This is a genomic window from Archangium violaceum (genome assembly GCF_016887565.1).
Taxonomy (GTDB): Bacteria; Myxococcota; Myxococcia; order Myxococcales; family Myxococcaceae; genus Archangium; species Archangium violaceum_B.
Genome location: NZ_CP069396.1, coordinates 3,220,080 through 3,236,947 on the forward strand (window position 1 = coordinate 3,220,080; position 16,868 = coordinate 3,236,947).

The following is a 16,868-nucleotide window of genomic DNA, read 5'->3' on the forward strand; positions in this document are numbered from 1 at the left end:
ATGCCTTTGCCCATTCCCGAGTTCCATGACGAGAAGCGCGTGGGCTCGCTGTACCTGGAGCGTGCCGCGCAGGTGACCGAGGAGGCCCGTCGCTACGCGGTGGCGAACAAGGTGAAGCCGGCGCGCGAGGACCGTGTGCGCATCGCCGCGTTCGGCATCGACGTGCAGGTGGCCTTCTGCCAGCCCGAGGCGAGCCTCTTCGTGCCGGGGGCGGTGGAGGACTCGCAGCGCACGCTGCGCTGGCTGTACGCGCACCTGGATCGCATCACCGGGTTGGTGTTCTCCCTGGACACGCACCGCGTCTTCCAGATCTTCCACCCGGCGTGGTGGCAGGACGCGGAGGGCCGGCCGCCCGCGCCGCTGACGCCCATTACGTCGGCGGAAATCCGCGCGGGGAAGTGGCGGGCCACGCGCCATGCGGAGGAGAGCCTGCACTACTGCGAGCGGCTGGAGGCCACGGGCCGGTACGTGCTGACGGTGTGGCCATACCACGCGCTGCTCGGGGGCCTGAGCCACGCGCTGCTGCCGGCGATGATGGAGGCGAGCCTCTTCCACTCGGTGGTCAGGGACACGCAGACGCGCTTCGAGCAGAAGGGCGAGGAGCCACTGACGGAGAACTACTCGGTGCTGTCGCCCGAGGTGACGGAGGTGTTCGGGCGGAAGGTGGGCGAGTTCAACCAGGAGCTCTTCGACCACCTGCTGACGTTCGACCGGGTGTACGTGTTCGGTCAGGCGAAGTCGCACTGCGTGCTGTCGACGCTGCTGGACTTGAAGCAGCACATCGAGGCGACGGACCGCTCGAAGATGGGGCGCATCCACATCCTGGAGGACGCGATGAGCCCGGTGCCGGCGCCGCCGCTGGATCCGTTGCCGCCGGGGTTGGACTTCCCGCGCGTGGCCAACGAGGCGATGCGGACGTTCCAGGAGGCGGGGATGAAGGTGGTGCGGACCACCGACCCGTTGGGCGTGTGAGAGCGCCCGGGGTCCTCCGGGCCCGCGAGGCGCTGGTGTCCCATGCGCGCCCGGCGGTGGCGGTGGATCTGGTCATCCTGACGCTGCTGGACGGCGCGCTGAGCGTGCTGTTGGTGCGCCGGGGTGAGCCTCCGTTCGAGGGAAAGCTGGCGCTGCCGGGTGGCTTCCTGCGGGTGGGGGATGGGGTGGAGGACCAGGGAGAAGACCTGGACGCGGCGGCGGCGCGCGAGCTGGAGGAGGAGACGGGGCTCGGGGTGGAGGACGTGCTGCTGGAGCAGTTCTCCACGTTCGGCCGGCCGGGGAGGGATCCGCGCATGCGGGTGCTCTCGGTGGCGTACTACGCGCTGGTGCGCTCGGACCTGGCGAAGCGGGTACGAGCGGGCGGAGACGCGGCGGAGACGTGCTGGATTCCGGTGGCGGAGCTGCGCGAGGGGGTGCTGGCCTTCGACCACGAGGACATCCTCCAGGTGGCGCTGGCGCGGATGCGGGAGAAGGTGGACACGTCGTCGCTGGCGTTCTCGCTGGTGCCGGAGACCTTCACCATTCCCGAGCTGCGCGCGGTGTACTCCGCGGTGAAGGGCGAGCCGCAGGACCCGGGGAACTTCCGGCGCCGGGTGACGCGGCTCATCGAGGACGGCGTGCTGGAGAAGGCACCCGGAGTGCGGCGGACGGCCTCGAAACCCGCCGCCCTGTATCGGTTCCGCTCGTCGGGTTGAGTACACTGGAGGTCTGCACTTCGCGGAGACCTCCATGCAATCCCTCTCTGGCTCGACCCGAGCGCTGGGCCTCGGCCTCGCGCTGCTCCTCTGCTCCTGTCAATCCGAGTCGACCACGCCCCTCGAGCACCACGAATCACAGGCCGCGGCGCTCTCCATCGTGCGCGAGGGGGACGGCCCCTACGTGGAGGGCAACACGGAGCGTCTGCGCGCCGTCTACCCGGAGCCCCTGGCCACGGTGCGCTGGAACGCGACGGCGGGCCGGCTGGAGGCCAGCGCCGACAGCGCCTCCTGGCGGCTGCCAGCGGCGGGCACCGCGTCGCTGACGGTGACGGCGGTGACGAAGTCCGGGCAGGAGCTCTCCGCCACCTACCAGTTCCAGGTGACGACGGCCTCCTCGGGCCTGGGCTCCGGTGAGCCGGGCTCGCTCGCCACCGCCGGGGCGGTGGATGCGAGCAACGACCTGACCGGGCAGGTCTGCGAGCTGGCCTTCGACGCGAGCGGCAGGGGCCACATCCTCTACGACAACGGGTCGCACACCTCGCTGTGGTACGGCACGTGGGATGGTTCCACCTGGACGACGGAGCAGGTGGAGGGACTGGGGATGGGCGTGGGGGGATTGGTCAGCACGTACATGGCCATGGCGGTGGCCGCCGACGGTACGCCCCACCTGGCCTATTGGATGACACAGCAGGGCCAGCCCACGCTCTGGTACGCCACGCGCGGTGGCACGGGGGCCTGGGTGCGCGAGCGCATCAACCTCACGTCCGCTCCGGCCAGCGGCATCGGCACCGTGTCCATCGTGCTGGACCCGGCGCGGGCCAACCGCCCCACGGTCGTGTTCGACTCCTTCATCAAGGACAGCTCGGGGTACCAGCAGGGGAGAGTGGCGGTGGCCTGGCGCACCGGGCCCAATACCTGGGCGGGCAATCCCGTCTCGTACATCGCCAGCCAGCACCAGTTCCTGCAGGGAGACGCGGTCATCTCCTCGGATGGCACGGTCTTCTTCCCCTTCGGTTACAGCTACTACGGCGAGTACTTCCTGGGCTCCTACAGGCCGGGTGGCGGCCTGGACAACCTCAGCCTCGCCAACTACTCGTTCGGTGGGAGCTACGCCTCGCTCGTGTGGGCCGGGACGAACCGGCTCCTGGCGCGCACGCCCAGCGGCCTCTTCGACTTCAACCTCACCTCGCCGATGAGTGGCACCACCATCCAACGCTACGACCTCGAGCAGCATACGGTGACGCTGGGCGACCTCGTGTACACGGCGGGCAAGCCGTACATCGCCCATCTGCATGACTCCCAGCTGGAGCTGGTCTCTCCTCGCGCGGACAACTACTGGACCTATACACAGCTCGGCACCGCGCAGAGCTCGGGGCGCATCGGACTGGCCGTCCGGCCCACCACGGGGCAGCTCCACGTCTGCTACCGGAACAACTACAAGGTGATGTTCCAGTAGGTGCCGAGCATGCTCCCGCGCCTTCTGCTGGGCCTCGCGCTCGTGGTGCTGGTGGGCTGTCCCAAGGACAGTCCGCCGTCGCCTCCTCCGGACGCCGCCCCCACCGTACATATCCTCTCGCCCCAGGACGGGGCTTCCCTCTCGGGGGGTACCCTCACCCTGGAGGGCGAGGCCAGCGACGCCGAGGACGGCCCGCTCCGTGACGCCTCCCTGCGCTGGTCCTCCAGCGTCGATGGGGAGCTGGGCTCGGGAAGCCCGCTGCGCGTCACGCTGACACGCGGCACGCACCGGCTCTCCCTGGACGTCGCCGACTCCCACGGTCAGACGGCTCGCGCCCAGGTGTCCGTCACGGTCTCGGGCGACAACCGTCCGCCGGCCGTCTCCATCGAGTCTCCGCGAGACGGAGTGCTCGTCCCCGAGGGGGCCCCCATCACCCTGCGCGGGCGCGCCACCGACCCCGAGGACGGCGCACTGGGTGGTGCTTCCCTCACCTGGACCTCCGACCGGAACGGAGTCATCGGCACCGGAACGCAGGTCACCCTCGGCAACGCGGCGCTCGGCACGCACCGCATCCTGCTGACGGCGGTGGATGCGTATGGAATCTCCGGTTACGCCTCCCTCTCCCTCACCGTCGTCCCCGCTGGGACGAACCTGAAGCCCTCCGTGACCATCACCTCGCCCACCGAGGGCTCCCGGCTCACCGAGGGCCTGCCCATCACCCTCGAGGGCAGTGCCACCGACCCGGAGGACGGTCCGCTCGCGGACAGCGCTCTCGCGTGGACCTCCAGCCTCGCGGGTCCGCTGGGCACCGGGCGCAAGCTCTCCTCCGTCACCCTGGCGAGCGGCGTCCACACCCTGACCCTCACCGCCACCGACTCGGGCGGCGCCAGCGAGGGGGCCTCGGTGCTCGTCACCGTCTCGCGCCCGGGCACCACCGCTCCCGTGGTGCTCATCACCCAACCCTCGGACGGGTACACGCTCTTCGAGGGCACCGCGCTCACGCTGGCCGGTTCGGCCACGGACGCGGAGGAGGGGCGGCTCATCGGTTCCGCGCTGAGGTGGACGTCGAGCCTCGACGGCGAGCTGGGGACCGGCGAGTCGCTCTCCGTGTCGAGCCTCTCTCGGGGGAAGCACGAGGTGCGGCTCACCGCCACGGACTCGAGCAGCACGAGTGCCGCGGCGCGCATCCAGGTGGAGGTGCTGCCCCGGAACGCCGCGCCGACGGTGCGGATCTCCTCGCCCGCGGACGGCTCGCGCTACACCGCCGGCCAGACGGTGTCCCTGCGCGGCTCCGCCGAGGACGTCGAGGACGGTCAGCTCACCGGGAATCGGCTCACCTGGCGCTCCAGCCTGGACAATGAGCTGGGCGTCGGCGCGTCCCTGGATGTGGCGTCGCTGCGAGTGGGCCGGCACCAGCTTTCACTGACGGCGCTGGACTCGGGGGGCCGGGTGGCGAGCGCGAGCATCCTGGTGACCATCGATCCCTCCCCGGTGAAGCTCGCCCCGTTGGCGCGGCTCACCGGCCCCGAGCAGGCCGAGGCGCGCCAGGAGCTCACCTTCGACGCCTCCAGCTCCAGCGACCCGGATGGCACCCTCCAACGCTACCGCTTCGACTTCCAGGATGGATCTCCCATCGTGGAGGGCACCGCCGCGCAGGTGCGGCACACCTTCGCGGCCGCGGGCACGTACACCGTGACGCTCACCGTGACGGACAACGACGGGCTCACCGGGACCACTTCTCGCACCGTCACCGTCACGCCGTATGTGCGCCGGCCGGCGGTGCTGGCCGAGGGCTCGGAACGTTATGGCTCGGTGTGCCAGCTGTCGGCGCGTGGCGATGTGCTGCACCTGCTCTTCCGCGCGGAGACGCACCCGTCCATCTGGTACGGCACGCTCACCGGCTCCACGTGGAGCATGGAGCAGGTGGAGGGGCTGGGAATGGGAGTCGGGGGATTGGTCAGCACGTACATGGCCATGGCGGTGGCCGCCGACGGCACGCCGCACCTGGCCTATTGGATGACGCAGCAGGGCCAGCCCACGCTCTGGTACGCCACACGCGGCGGCACGGGAGCCTGGGTGCGCGAGCGCATCAACCTCACGTCCGCTCCGGCCAACGGCATCGGCAACGTGTCCATCGTGCTGGACCCGGCGCGGGCCAACCGCCCCACGGTCGTCTTCGACTCCTTCATCAAGGACAGCTCGGGGTACCAGCAGGGGAGGGTGGCGGTGGCCTGGCGCACCGGGCCCAATACGTGGGCCGGTAATCCCGTCTCGTACATCGCCAGCCAGCACCAGTTCCTGCAGGGAGACGCGGTCATCTCCTCGGATGGCACCGTCTTCTTCCCCTTCGGTTACAGCTACTACGGCGAATACTTTCTGGGCTCCTACAGGCCGGGTGGTGGCCTGGACAACCTCAGCCTCTCCAATGGATTCAGTGGAGGACTGGTGGCGACCTCCGCATGGAGTGGCTCGGACCTGCTGCTCCTCTCCAGCGCCGGGCTCCTCCAACTCACCCCGGAGGTGCCGCTCTCAGGAAGCACCTCGCGCCACTCGCCGGTGGAGGAGTTCACCCTCCAGCAGGCGGCCCTGGCCGTGGATGCGAATGGTGGGCCGCGCCTGGCGCTCGCTCATAGCGGGCTGCTCGAGGTGGTGCGCCGTGGGCCGGAGGGGTACTGGGTGCGCACGGCCAACCTGAGCGCCATGGACAGCGCTCGCATCGACGCGGACGTGGATGCCGAGGGCGAAACGCGGGTGTGCTTCTTCCGCTCGGGCAAGCTCATCCTCTATTGAGTTGGGGGCATGCGGGCCTATCCTTCAGGGTTGTTTCACTTGGGGAAAGGCCGCTGTCATGCCCAAGGAGTACCGGAGTCTTGGGGCGGGGGAGGGCGTCAGCACGCAGGTCGGGTCTCGACGGGAGGGTTCGCGGAGCCCGCCCCGGCGGGCGGCCGTGAAGGCCCTCGGGCTCGTCGTTCTCTTTCTCCACGCGGCGTGCGCGTACGCGCCCAGGGGGAGGCACTCGGAGCCCGGACTCGGTGATGCCGTCATCCACGAGGTGTACATCGTCGAGGTTGGGACGGTGCGCACCAGGCTGGTGCCCATCAGCAAGGCAGAGTTCCAGCGAAACGTGGAGCGGCTCACGAGGGACCTCCGCTTCAACGGGACGCCGAAGGAAGCGGCGCGGGAGTTGCTCGAACTGGCCCACGGCGAGGCGTTGCGTGAGGTCGAGCATGTGGCGATGACGGGGGACTGGGAGGGAGAGTCCCATCGAGGCGAACTCTACTCTCTGGTGCCGGTGCGGCAGTCGGGTCCGGTACCTCTGACGCCGGTGGCTGAGGCCGCGCTCCGGGCGAGATATGAGCAGTGGTGTCTAGTCCGTGGTGGCGGGGACTGTCTCGGCCTCTTCGAGGACGGGCCGTACCTGCGCGCTGACGACAGGAGAACTCTGACCCTGGCGCTGGCCTTTGGCTCGGTGCTCGATGAAACGTTCGCGGCCCTGGGTCGCGAGCTGAGTCCTCGGGCGGTGATGGCCTCGCTCATGTGGACGGTGGGGCTCTACCTGTCGCTGTGGCTGGTGCCCGAGCCGGTCATGACGAAGGGCGCGGCGACGGCCCTCACGGTGCTGCTGGTGGCTTGGCTGGGCGTGGACACGGTCTGGGGGCTGATGGACGGCTGGGTTCTCATGGCGACACAGGCCCACCGCGCCAGCACATTCGAGGATCTGCGCACGGCCGGGGATGGCTTCGCCAAGGTACTGGGGGCGGACGCAGCTCGCGCACTGATTCTGGCGGTGACGGCGCTGACGGGGCGAACGGTGACCGAGGTGGCGGGGTTGGTTCGCTCGCTGCCGGGCTACAGCCTGGCGCGGTTGCAGTTGGAGGGGCAGGGCGTTGGCGGGTGGGTGCTGATGCAGATGGAGAGGGTGCAGGTGGTGGTGGCCTCGGAGGGGGTGCTCGCGGTTGTCGTTCCTCCAGAGGCCTCGCTCGCCGGGGCGATGATGAACCGCAACAGCGCGGCGCACGCGGCTCCTACTCCAGGTCGGCCCAGGGCAACGGAGGTCTACCGCCACCGCGGTGGTCCGGCAGGTGGTGCTCGACAATGGGCAGCGATGGCACCTGCCACGCGACAAGTCGGTGGCCGATATTCCCACGTCGGACCCGCTTGGTGACGAGCTCCAGTCGGCTGCCAACGAGTTTGCGGCAAAGTGGGGCCCGGAGCATTTCACGCGTGGAGTGAGGGAAGCCCGCAACGAATTCCTACGGAGGGGTGATAAGCGCGCGGCGGACCTGTTGGAGGCGCGGGCTCGCGGGCAATGGATCGAGGATCGATTGATCGACCGGTTCAAAGGATTGAAGTGGAATGAGCGGGGAGTCGATGTCACCGGCCAGCCGGGGCTGGGTTACCACTACGAGCTCCTATCGGGGACAGAGTCCAACTTCCTGCGGCATGGACGGCGGATGTCGAGCACCTTCTTTCGTATGATCTTCTTCTGAGCGACACGTGACTCCCAACATCCACTACGAAGAGCGGGAGATGGAGGGCGAGCGGCTGGAGCTGACGGACACGAAAGCTCTCTACTGGCTCGGCCCAGACCTGACGCTGCGGCGCTGCACCCTGATTCTGGGCGTGGGGGGACGCTCTTTGTGCCTCTCGTCCTCACGACTCATCGACTGCACCATCCAGGTGAAACGGCAGTTGGGAGCGAAGGCCTGGACGAAGGTGGCCTTGAAGGGGTGCCGTTTCAAGGGCCGATATACGAGCTGCGACTTCGGCCCGTGGTACGGATACACGGAAGGATGGGAGCAGGGGGCGGTGGAGGACTGTGACTTCTCCGAGGCCCAACTCGACGGTTGCCGCTTTCACGGATGCGACGTGCGCACCCTGCGCCTTCCCGTCTGGCCATGCTTCACCATCGTGGATCCGCTTCGATGGGCCGCCGAGCTGCACCGCGTGACGTGGCCGGGTCACTTCGGGGAGGTCGTCGTGGCCGACCTGGCGAGTGAGCCGCGCTCCACCACTGGAGTGACGTGGCACGCTCCTTCCGTGGCGAAGCGGATGAACACAACACCGGAGGAGCTCAAGGTGGCGATCGAGCGGTTCGACTTCATCGTGTACTGAGCGCCGCGCAAGCCCTGTCGGGGTGCACGCGGGGAGGTGCAAAATCTGCGTGCCCGTGAGGGCCGTGCGTGGCGTCTCGGAGGGGCCGCGTCCCGGTCCATCCCTTGCACTGCTCTGGTGTCGAATCAGTACCCAGACACCGGGGCACGGCGGTGCCCGGGGAGCGCCCATGAAGGTCCGTGAACTCAAGTACGAGATCCTCGCGCAGCACCACATCCTCCGTGCGTTGCTGGTGAACCTCGGGGACGTGGCCCGGAAGGTGGCCGAGGGGGATGCTTCTTGCGAGACGGTGCTTCGCCAGGGCGCCCACCAGCTCTCCACCGAGCTCCTGCGCCACATGGCCGACGAGGAGCGGATCCTCGAAGAGCTCGCCCGCGAGGGTCATGCCCCCTCCGCCGAGCATCTCTCGGAGCTCCACCACAACCACGCCCATCAGCGCCAGATGCTCGCCTCCTTCGACACGCGCGTGGACAGTGTCCAGTCCACGCGGCGGCTCGGGGAGTTCATCGAGGCGATGACCCAGGCGGTCATCCTCGACATGGAGCACGAGGAGGCGGCCCTCTTCGGCATGCGGCCCTTCCTGCTGACACCGGTCCGGACCCAGCCGTCGCAAGTCTCCTGAGCCCTTTCAGAGGCGGACCTCGGTGAAGGGCTCGCGGCACGCGGGCCCCACGGCCACCCACATCGTGCGGCGCGCGGGTGCCATCACCACCGTGGCCTTGGTCTCCATCGGCATCGTTCCCGGAGCGGCCGGCGTGTCGTGCATGCAGATGCGGCCGTCGGGCGTGCCGTGGTCGCCGAGCAGGCGCATCACCGACTCGGGCGTGAGCCGCCCGTGCTCGGCGGCCACCCGCTCCGCGATGCGGTCCTTGCGCTTGAGCGTGCAGGGAACGAACTGACGGGTGATGTCCTGCTCGCGGAAGCGCTCGGACTGGTAGTGGTTGGCGTGGACGAGCACTCCGCGCTCCGGCTGGAGCAGCACGTGGTCGTCGTACGTGCTCTCGATGCCCACCACGCGCCCGTGTGCGTCCGCGAGGTGGTAGTAGCCGATTCCCCGCGCCGCCGTGACGAGCACCTCCAGTGCCGCCGAGAGGCTCGGTTGGCGCATGGCCTTCGGCACGTACACGCTCAGCGGCACCAGCGAGGGGCATGGCTTCGGCGCGACGAGCGTGAGGTTGGCGCAGTTGCCCACCCCGTCACTGTTGAGGTGGTAGTACGGCGAGCCGGACAGGCACAGTGAGAGCTGCTCGCGTCCATCCGTGTGGCGGATGCGGAGCAGCTCCACCGTGGCGTCCGGGTTCCAGTCGATCGTCTGTCCGATGATCGCCTGCCCGTCGGCGGTCGCCTCGCCGGTGACGGCCAGCGAGGTGCACATGGCCCCCACCTGGGCGTAGTTGATGGCCAGCTCCAGCATGCACTGGAGCACGAAGGCGTCCAGGTACGGCAGGCCCGCGCCCTCGGCTTGCCCCTGGATGAGCTCGAGGGCCCCCGGATCGAAGGCGCGCACGTTGGCCTCCAGCTTCAGCGCCGTCCGCACAACGTCCTCGCGAGGCGCCTTCAAGGGTCCCATGGCCAGGGCCTGGAAGAGGTACTCGGCCGAGGCGCGCAGGCTCTCCCGGCTCGCCTCGCCCCACTGCTGGCCAATCTGTCGCGGAGTCCCTCCGCACTCGATGACTCGAAGCGTCGTCATGGAGCGCAAGCTACGAGGGAGAAGCTCCCCGCGCTTGAACGGATGCGACACGCGTGGGCACTGCTCGGGCCGGCGGGCGGAAGTGGCTCGGCGTCCGGCCCGTCAGCTCGCGGAACTCCCGCGTCATGTGCGCGTGGTCGGCGTAGCCGATGCGATGCGCCACCTCGGAGAGGGAGCAGCCGGGGCTGGCACGCAGCACGCAGAGGGCCTCCTGGAGCCGCGCGATGCGGGTGTACATGCGCGGCGAGAAGCCCACGCGCTCCTTGAAGGCCCGTTGCAGCGTGCGCGTGCTGAGGTGGAGCTCGTCCGCCAGCGCGCCCGGACGCAGGGGCTCCGACCGCACGGCCATGCGGCGCAGGGCCCGGTCGAAGCTGTCACCCGGAGGGTAGGAGACCCGCTCCAGCAGCGGAACGAGCACTTCGCTCATCCGCTCCAGCGAGCCGGCGGCCAGCAGCCGCTCCCCCATGGCGTCGAGCGAGACTCCTCCCAGCGTCCGCAGCTCCACGGCCTCGTTGACCAGCTCCGAGGGGCTGGCATCCACGAGCCGGGGCATCGCCCCCGGGTGGAAGTGCACCACCAGGTAGCCATGATGGGCCCGCGTCGGGACATGGATGGTGCGCGTCAGCGGACCATAGAGGACGGCCCGGCAGCGCTCGTCCGACAGCTCCAGGAGCAGGTCCGCGTTGGCGTCCGGGACGACCTCGTGCTCCCACGTGATGGAGGCATCGGGCGGCACCCACAACATGAACTCCACCCGCTCGGCCAAGGAGGCGGGGGCGGACACCTGCTCTGTCCACCGGATCGGCTGGGTCGTGGCGGGCATGGCCAGAATATAGTGCCCGGAGCGGGCCATGACCTCCCTGGACAGGAAGACACGAGGAAGGACGACGCATCAGCGCCTGCGGGCGCTCGATGTATTCCTGATCCACCGCGAGCGTGAGCTGCTGGCCCGTGACGAGGGCGCGTGGGCGCGAGCCGCCTTCGTGGACCTCGGTTTCGGCGAGCATCCGTGGACCACGCTCGAGAGCGCCCGGGCCTTCCGCGAACTCAATCCGGGGCTCCCGGTGGTGGGCGTGGAGCTGGAGCCCCAACGGGTGGAGTCCGCCCGCCCCCATGCCGACGCGCTCACCGACTTCCGGGAGGGGGGCTTCGAGCTGCCCCTGCGTTCCGGGGAGACCGTTCGCCTCATCCGCGCCATGAACCTGCTGCGCGGCTACCGCCCCGAGGAGGTGCCCGGCATCCACCAGAAGCTGGGCGAGGCGCTGCTCGAGGGCGGGCTGCTCGTCGAGGGCAGCACGGACACGCCGGGGGCGGTGTTGGTGGCGCATCTGCTCCGGCGCGTCCCGGAGGGCCTCTCGCGCGAGGCCCTGCTGTTCCACACCGACTTCAGCCGGGGCTTCGCGCCCGTGCTCTTCCGTGACTGGCTGCCCAGGGATTTTCGCCGCCGGGTGAAACCCGGAGAGCCCATCCACACCTTCTTCGCCGACTGGACGGCGGCGTGGCAGGAGGCGCGCGAGGCGGGACACGAGGAGCCCCCCGAGGCCTTCCGTCACTCCGTTCTCCGGCTGGCCTCGCGTGTCGAAGGTGTCACGACCGAGCCGTGGCTGCTCGACGAGGGCTTCCTGCTCTGGAGGCCGCCCGGGGGCGTCTTCCGGTAAGAGCAGGTAGGCAACCGTATTCGGTACGAACACCAGTAGGATTGTGATTTGTCCAGACGGTAAGGACCCCCTTAAATGCCCGCCATCGTGGCCCCAACCCGCTCCTTCCCCTGGTTGTTGCTCGCCGTCCTCTCCCTGTCTTCCGTGAACGCGTGGGCCCAGGCCTACGAGGGTGCGCGCAGGGAGGAGGTGGATGGCGGTGTCCATACTCCGGTGCTGACGAAGGCACCCGAGCTCCTCCACTTCGTGGAGGCCGTCTATCCGCCCGAGGCCGCGAAGGCGGGCAAGGCGGCGTCGGTGGAGATGCTCATCACCATCGACGAGAAGGGCCAGGTGTCCGACGCGCAGGTGACGACGCCGGTGGGCGAGGGCTTCGACGAGGCGGCGCTCGCGGCGGTGCGGCAGTTCCAGTTCTCCCCGGCCGAGGTCGACGGCGTGCCGGCGCCGATTCAAATTCAATACGTCTACAACTTCGTCCTCCAGCCGCCGAAGGTAGAGGAGAGCGCGCCGCCTCCGCCCCCGGCGCAGTCCACGCTCACGGGCCAGCTGCTGGCGCGTGGCAGCCGCTCGCGCGTGGGCGGGGCCACGGTGCGCTGCGGTGACGACCCGGAGGCGCCCGAGGCGCTCTCGGACGAGGAGGGCCAGTTCACCCTGAAGGTGACGCCCGGCACCTGTGACGTGCGCGTGGTGGCCAACGACTTCCACCTCTTCACGACGAAGGAGACGCTCGCCGCGGACGAGAAGCTCCAGGTCATCTACTACCTGCTGCCCAAGGCCCCGGGCTACGAGACGGTGGTGCGCGGCGCGCGCGAGAAGAAGGAGGTGGTGCGCCGCACCCTGGAGCGCCAGGAGCTGCAGAAGGTGCCCGGGACCTTCGGTGACCCCATCCGCGTGCTGCAGAACCTGCCCGGCGTGGCGCGCGCGCCCTTCGTCCTGGGACAGCTCATCGTGCGCGGCGCGGCGCCGGACCAGACGCTCACCTTCTTCGATGGCGTGCAGGTGCCGCTGCTCTACCACCTGGGCGGTGGGCCCTCGGTGCTCAACGCGGACTTCATCGACAAGGTGGACTTCTTCCCGGGCGGCTTCGGCTCGCGCTACGGCCGGGCGGTGGGCGGCATCGTGGACGTGGCCACGCGCAAGGGCGCCAAGGACACGCTGCACGGCTCGGTGAAGATCGACCTGCTGGACTCGGGCTTCTTCGTGGAGGCGCCCGTCGCTCCCGGCATCTCGGTGGCCGCCGCGGCGCGCCGCTCGTACGTGGACGTGCTGCTGCCCGTGGTGCTGCCCGAGGACCCCGAGGGGGGCACGCTGCTCGTGCTGCCGCGCTACTGGGACTACCAGGTGCGCGTGGACTTCGGTGCGAGGAACGCCGAGCCCGTTCCGGGTGGCCGCAGCACCGGCTACGTGATGGCCTTCGGCTCGGACGACCTGCTGAGCGTGGTGGCCACGGGCGGCGGCCGCAACCGTGACGTCACCGTGGACGCGCGCACCCTGTTCCACCGGGTCAAGGGTGATTGGACGTACCGCCTCGGCGGCTTCACCTCCGTCTTCACCCCGTACGCGGGCTACGACCTGGCCGGCCTGGGCTTCGGCGAGACGAAGCTCGACGCGAACGTCTGGTCGATTGGCGGGCGCGAGGACCTGTCGCTGGAGCTGCTGCCCTGGCTTACCGCTCGTGCTGGCGCCGACGCCCGGTTCGAGCACACGGTGGCCGAGGGCACGCTCCCGGTCGTCGGAGGCGTCCAGTACCCGTCCTTCCCCGGTGCCGAGCCCAAGGCGGAAGTGCAGAACATCAAGCGGGTGGTCAACGCCTTCGATGGCGCGCTCTACGGCGAGCTGGACATCGAGGCCGGACCGGTGACGCTGACGCCGGGCGTGCGCGCCACCTATGCCCGCATCTACGGGCAGGAGCGCTTCGTCTATGACCCGCGGCTGTGGGTGAACTTCAAGGCGTCGGAGAAGACGGCCCTCAAGGGCAGCCTGGGTCTGTACAGCCAGCCGCCGCAGGCCTTCAACCTGGAGCCGGCGCCGCTGGGCAACCCGGCCCTCACCCACGAGCGCGCCTTCCAGACGAGCCTGGGCGTGGAGCAGCAGCTCACCGACATCCTCAGCGTGGACGTCACCGGCTACTACAACCGGCGCTACGACCTGGTCGTCTCCCCGGGTGCCACGGTGCGGAACGAGGATGGCACGCTGACGCGCTACCAGTACTCCAACCTGGGTCTGGGGCGCGCGTATGGCGTGGAGGTGATGCTGCGGCACGCGGTGACGCGCGACTTCTTCGGCTGGCTGGCCTACACGTTCAACCGCTCCGAGCAGCGGCGCGCGGGGGGCGACGGCTACGAGCTGACCACGTGGGATCAGACGCACATCCTCACCGCGGTGGCCAGCTACCGGCTGCCGGCCAACTTCGAGCTGGGCGCGCGCATGCGCTACGTCACCGGCCGGCCCACCACGCCGCTGCAGCACACCTTCGACGTCTACAGCGTGGACCGCAACCGCTTCTACGGCACCTTCGGCACGGAGAACTCCATCCGCTTCCAGCCCTTCCACCAGCTGGACTTGAGGCTGGAGCGGAGCTGGCTCTTCCAGAGCTGGACGCTGTCCGCCTACGTCGACGTGCAGAACGTCTACAACGCCTCCAACGTGGAGGCGACCTTCTACGACTACCGCTACCGCGAGCTCTTCGAGGTGCCTGGCATCCCGATCCTCCCGGTCGTCGGCGTCAAGGGGAGCTTCTGAGTCATGCGCCACATCCTGCCCGCCCTCCTGGGCCTGCTGCTCTGCGCCGCCTGCGTGGGACCCGAGGACAATGCCTCGAAGGTGAAGGACCTGCGCGTGCTCGGCATGCGCACGGACCCGCCGGAGCTGTACGCCGACACGTGTTCCACCGACCCCGCGGTGCTCGTCGACACGCTCGTGAGCCCCGTGCGCCTCACCGCGCTCATTCCCGATCCCGCGGGCGATGGACGCGATCTCGACTACACCCTGTGGGCTTGCGCCTCGCTGAGCGACGAGACGTGCCGTGAGGACCGCGTGGAGCTGGCGCGGGGTGTCACCAAGGCCGGCGAGCTGGTCATCAACCTGTTCCCGGGACCGGGGGCGGCGCGGCTGCCGGACGGCACCTTCCTCGCGCAGCGAGTCCTCGAGAAGGACACGTACAGGGGCCTTGGCGGCGTGCGCATGCCGCTGGTGCTCTGGGTGCGCGGTGGCGACGAGCAGGTGTACGCGCAGAAGATCATGGTGTACGGCTGCCGCTTCTTCCCGGAGATGAAGCCCAACGTGCAACCGGATCTGCCGGGCCTGCTGCTGGAGGGCGTGCCCTGGGCGGAGGAGTTGCCGCGCGAGCTGAACGGTCCGGGCCCCTTCCTGCTGGAGTCGCAGGACTTCTCCTCACTGCAGGAGTCCTACGTGGTGCCCTCCTTCGAGCTGAAACCGGTGCAGCTCCAGGAGTCGTGGGAGCTGACCTGGCACAGCACGCTGGGCAGCATCTCGCCCGGAGTGACGGGGGGGGCGGACCTCGGCGGAGGGGAGGGGAAGCACCGCGTGGAGTGGACGCCGCCACGGGACGCGCAGGCCCAGGAGGTGCGCTTCTGGGTGACGGCGCGTGATGGGCGCGGCGGCATGTCCTGGGTGACGCGCTCGGTGAAGTACACGCCGTGAGCCCGGGGTCCGGGCGCGGTTTTCAGCAACTGGTCTGACTGTCAGACCAGTTCGCGCAACGCGCGCCCGGAAGGTCCCCGGAGTCCTGCACCACCGTGGCGAAGCGGTCCCCCAGCTCCGCGAGTGCCGAGGCCTGCACCCATTGGGAGGGGATGAGGCTTCCTTCGCGATCGGGCAGGTCGCGGGTGTCGGTGGCGGTCATGGCGCCGGGCCGGGGCCCCGGGTGCTCAGGGGGCCACCGTCAGCGCGAGCTCCTGGAGACTCGCGTCCTCCGGGGTGAGGAGCAGCTTGCCGTCCTCGTCCGGTTGGAGCTTCAGGGCCGTGGGTAGCAGGACCTCGTGCTCGGGGTAGAGCGGTGGGAGCGCCGGGGGCCAGGTGCCGCGCTCCGCCCGGTGTGTCTCCACCAGTGCCATGGCGAGCAGCAGGTCCACCTGGGCCCGCTGGCGGTCCACCCGGGCGGCGAAGTTCTCGTAGTCCGGAGCACTCTCCCGGAGGATGGGATTCCACGAGCGCTCGAAGGACTTGCCCAGGCCCTCGAGCCGGGAGCTTCGTGCGGAGGCGGGCAGATCAGCGAGCGATATGGACCGGGCCGCGACTCGCATGAGCTCGAGCCCCGCGTGGCGCCTGAGAAAGGGCCCCCAGAGAGGAAGAGCGCTTCCCGGGTAGAACATGTAGTGCGTGCCCAGCGATGGGATGCTCCGCGCTCCGGGTGGAAGGGCGTCGAGCTGCTCACGGTCGAGCAACAGGCCGAATGTGCACAGGGCTCCGAAGACGCGCTCCTCGCGCAGGGCCAGCGAGAGCGGACTCAGTCCCTCCCGGATGCGTCGCAGCGCCACGGCGGCCTTCCCCTTGCCCGTTGGCGAGGCGAGGTGGAGCGCATCGGCACAGGGCTGGAACAACGTTCCGTACCCGGACACGGAGAACATCGCCCCGATCACTCCTCCTCCGTGCGCCATGTCTCGCGCCAGCCCGAGTCCATCGAGACAGGTCTCCAGGGCCGTGTCGGCCCGTCCCTCCTGGAGCTGGAACCGCATCTCGAGCGCCGCCAGCTTGAGGACGGAATGGAGCGCCAGCTGACCGTTGGCGTGAGGATGGTTGGGATCGCTGAGCGCCTGGAGGCCCTCGGGCAGACCCGCCTCCTCGGTTCGAGAGGCCAGCAGCGCGCGTCGCATCAACGGGCGGCCACGCTCGAGCATCTCGCGGCACTCGTGGGGCAGCTTCGTGAGGGGCTGCTTCCCCTCACGAACGTCCTGGCACGCCTCGCTCACGGGCTCTCCCGGCGTCGGCTCTCCCTCCTGGAGACGCAGGAGCTCCGGCACCAGCGGCTCGATGGCCTGGGCGAACGTGCCGGGAGTGGGAGCGTCCACGTGCGAGGGCCGGATCCGGCGCTGGGCCGTGAGGGCTCGGGCTTCCGCGACCACTTCGTCCCCAGCCTTGTGGGTCTGCCGAGCCATGCTCCAGAACACGCCCACCGGCAGCAGGAGCAAGGGAATCGCCACGAGGACGAGGATCGTCCAGGTCCTGCTCGTCGTTGCTCCCGAACCCGTCATGTCCGGCATTGTGGAGAGGGGGCTCGCCGGGCCGCAAGGGCAGGG

At 69.5% G+C, this 16,868-nt stretch carries 13 protein-coding genes and 1 pseudogene; 10 read left to right on the plus strand and 4 right to left on the minus strand.

Annotated elements, in window-relative coordinates; translation table 11 throughout:
* The 7 genes and pseudogenes from JRI60_RS13405 (at window position 1) to JRI60_RS13435 (ending at window position 8,884) form a co-directional block, all read left to right on the plus strand.
* Complete coding sequence (locus tag JRI60_RS13405) at window positions 1-972, plus strand: nicotinamidase (RefSeq protein ID WP_204226240.1); 972 nt, start codon at window positions 1-3, stop codon at window positions 970-972.
* On the plus strand, window positions 969-1,688 hold the full coding sequence (locus tag JRI60_RS13410; RefSeq protein WP_239470491.1) for an NUDIX hydrolase: 720 nt from the start codon (window positions 969-971) through the stop codon (window positions 1,686-1,688). The genes JRI60_RS13405 and JRI60_RS13410 overlap by 4 nt, the downstream gene beginning before the upstream one ends.
* Window positions 1,689-1,722: 34 nt before the next feature.
* Complete coding sequence (locus tag JRI60_RS13415) at window positions 1,723-3,147, plus strand: hypothetical protein (RefSeq protein WP_204226241.1); 1,425 nt, start codon at window positions 1,723-1,725, stop codon at window positions 3,145-3,147.
* A 9-nt stretch (window positions 3,148-3,156) separates the two neighbouring features.
* Window positions 3,157-5,937 carry a PKD domain-containing protein gene (locus tag JRI60_RS13420; protein WP_204226242.1) on the plus strand — a complete coding sequence of 927 codons (2,781 nt, stop codon included), beginning with the start codon at window positions 3,157-3,159 and terminating at the stop codon, window positions 5,935-5,937.
* 58 nt (window positions 5,938-5,995) lie between these two features.
* A pseudogene (sitA5, locus tag JRI60_RS13425) lies at window positions 5,996-7,637 on the plus strand (SitA5 family polymorphic toxin).
* Window positions 7,638-7,644: 7 nt separating this feature from the next.
* Complete coding sequence (locus JRI60_RS13430) at window positions 7,645-8,262, plus strand: hypothetical protein (protein ID WP_239470494.1); 618 nt, start codon at window positions 7,645-7,647, stop codon at window positions 8,260-8,262.
* A 169-nt stretch (window positions 8,263-8,431) separates the two neighbouring features.
* Window positions 8,432-8,884, plus strand: coding sequence for a hemerythrin domain-containing protein (locus tag JRI60_RS13435; protein WP_204226243.1), 453 nt, complete (start codon window positions 8,432-8,434; stop codon window positions 8,882-8,884).
* A 6-nt stretch (window positions 8,885-8,890) separates the two neighbouring features.
* Here JRI60_RS13435 and JRI60_RS13440 read toward each other — a convergent pair whose 3' ends face one another.
* Window positions 8,891-9,952 (minus strand): C45 family autoproteolytic acyltransferase/hydolase, encoded by a 1,062-nt coding sequence (locus JRI60_RS13440; protein ID WP_204226244.1) that lies wholly within the window; start codon window positions 9,950-9,952, stop codon window positions 8,891-8,893.
* Between the two features lie 10 nt (window positions 9,953-9,962).
* Window positions 9,963-10,775 (minus strand): AraC family transcriptional regulator, encoded by an 813-nt coding sequence (locus tag JRI60_RS13445; protein WP_204226245.1) that lies wholly within the window; start codon window positions 10,773-10,775, stop codon window positions 9,963-9,965.
* Between the two features lie 28 nt (window positions 10,776-10,803).
* Here JRI60_RS13445 and JRI60_RS13450 point away from each other — a divergent pair, with 28 nt between their 5' ends.
* The 3 genes from JRI60_RS13450 to JRI60_RS13460 all read left to right on the plus strand — a co-directional run bounded on the left by JRI60_RS13450 (window position 10,804) and on the right by JRI60_RS13460 (window position 15,273).
* On the plus strand, window positions 10,804-11,610 hold the full coding sequence (locus tag JRI60_RS13450; protein ID WP_204226246.1) for a methylase: 807 nt from the start codon (window positions 10,804-10,806) through the stop codon (window positions 11,608-11,610).
* Between the two features lie 87 nt (window positions 11,611-11,697).
* The gene (locus tag JRI60_RS13455; RefSeq protein WP_204226247.1) at window positions 11,698-14,352 is read left to right on the plus strand and encodes a TonB family protein; all 2,655 of its coding nucleotides are present in this window, start codon (window positions 11,698-11,700) and stop codon (window positions 14,350-14,352) included.
* 3 nt (window positions 14,353-14,355) lie between these two features.
* Window positions 14,356-15,273: a hypothetical protein gene (locus JRI60_RS13460; RefSeq protein ID WP_204226248.1), complete on the plus strand. Its 918-nt coding sequence runs from the start codon at window positions 14,356-14,358 to the stop codon at window positions 15,271-15,273.
* Between the two features lie 22 nt (window positions 15,274-15,295).
* Here JRI60_RS13460 and JRI60_RS13465 read toward each other — a convergent pair whose 3' ends face one another.
* Window positions 15,296-15,475 (minus strand): hypothetical protein, encoded by a 180-nt coding sequence (locus JRI60_RS13465; RefSeq protein ID WP_204226249.1) that lies wholly within the window; start codon window positions 15,473-15,475, stop codon window positions 15,296-15,298.
* A gap of 25 nt (window positions 15,476-15,500) precedes the next feature.
* On the minus strand, window positions 15,501-16,823 hold the full coding sequence (locus tag JRI60_RS13470; protein ID WP_204226250.1) for a hypothetical protein: 1,323 nt from the start codon (window positions 16,821-16,823) through the stop codon (window positions 15,501-15,503).
* Between the last annotated feature and the right edge of the window lie 45 nt (window positions 16,824-16,868).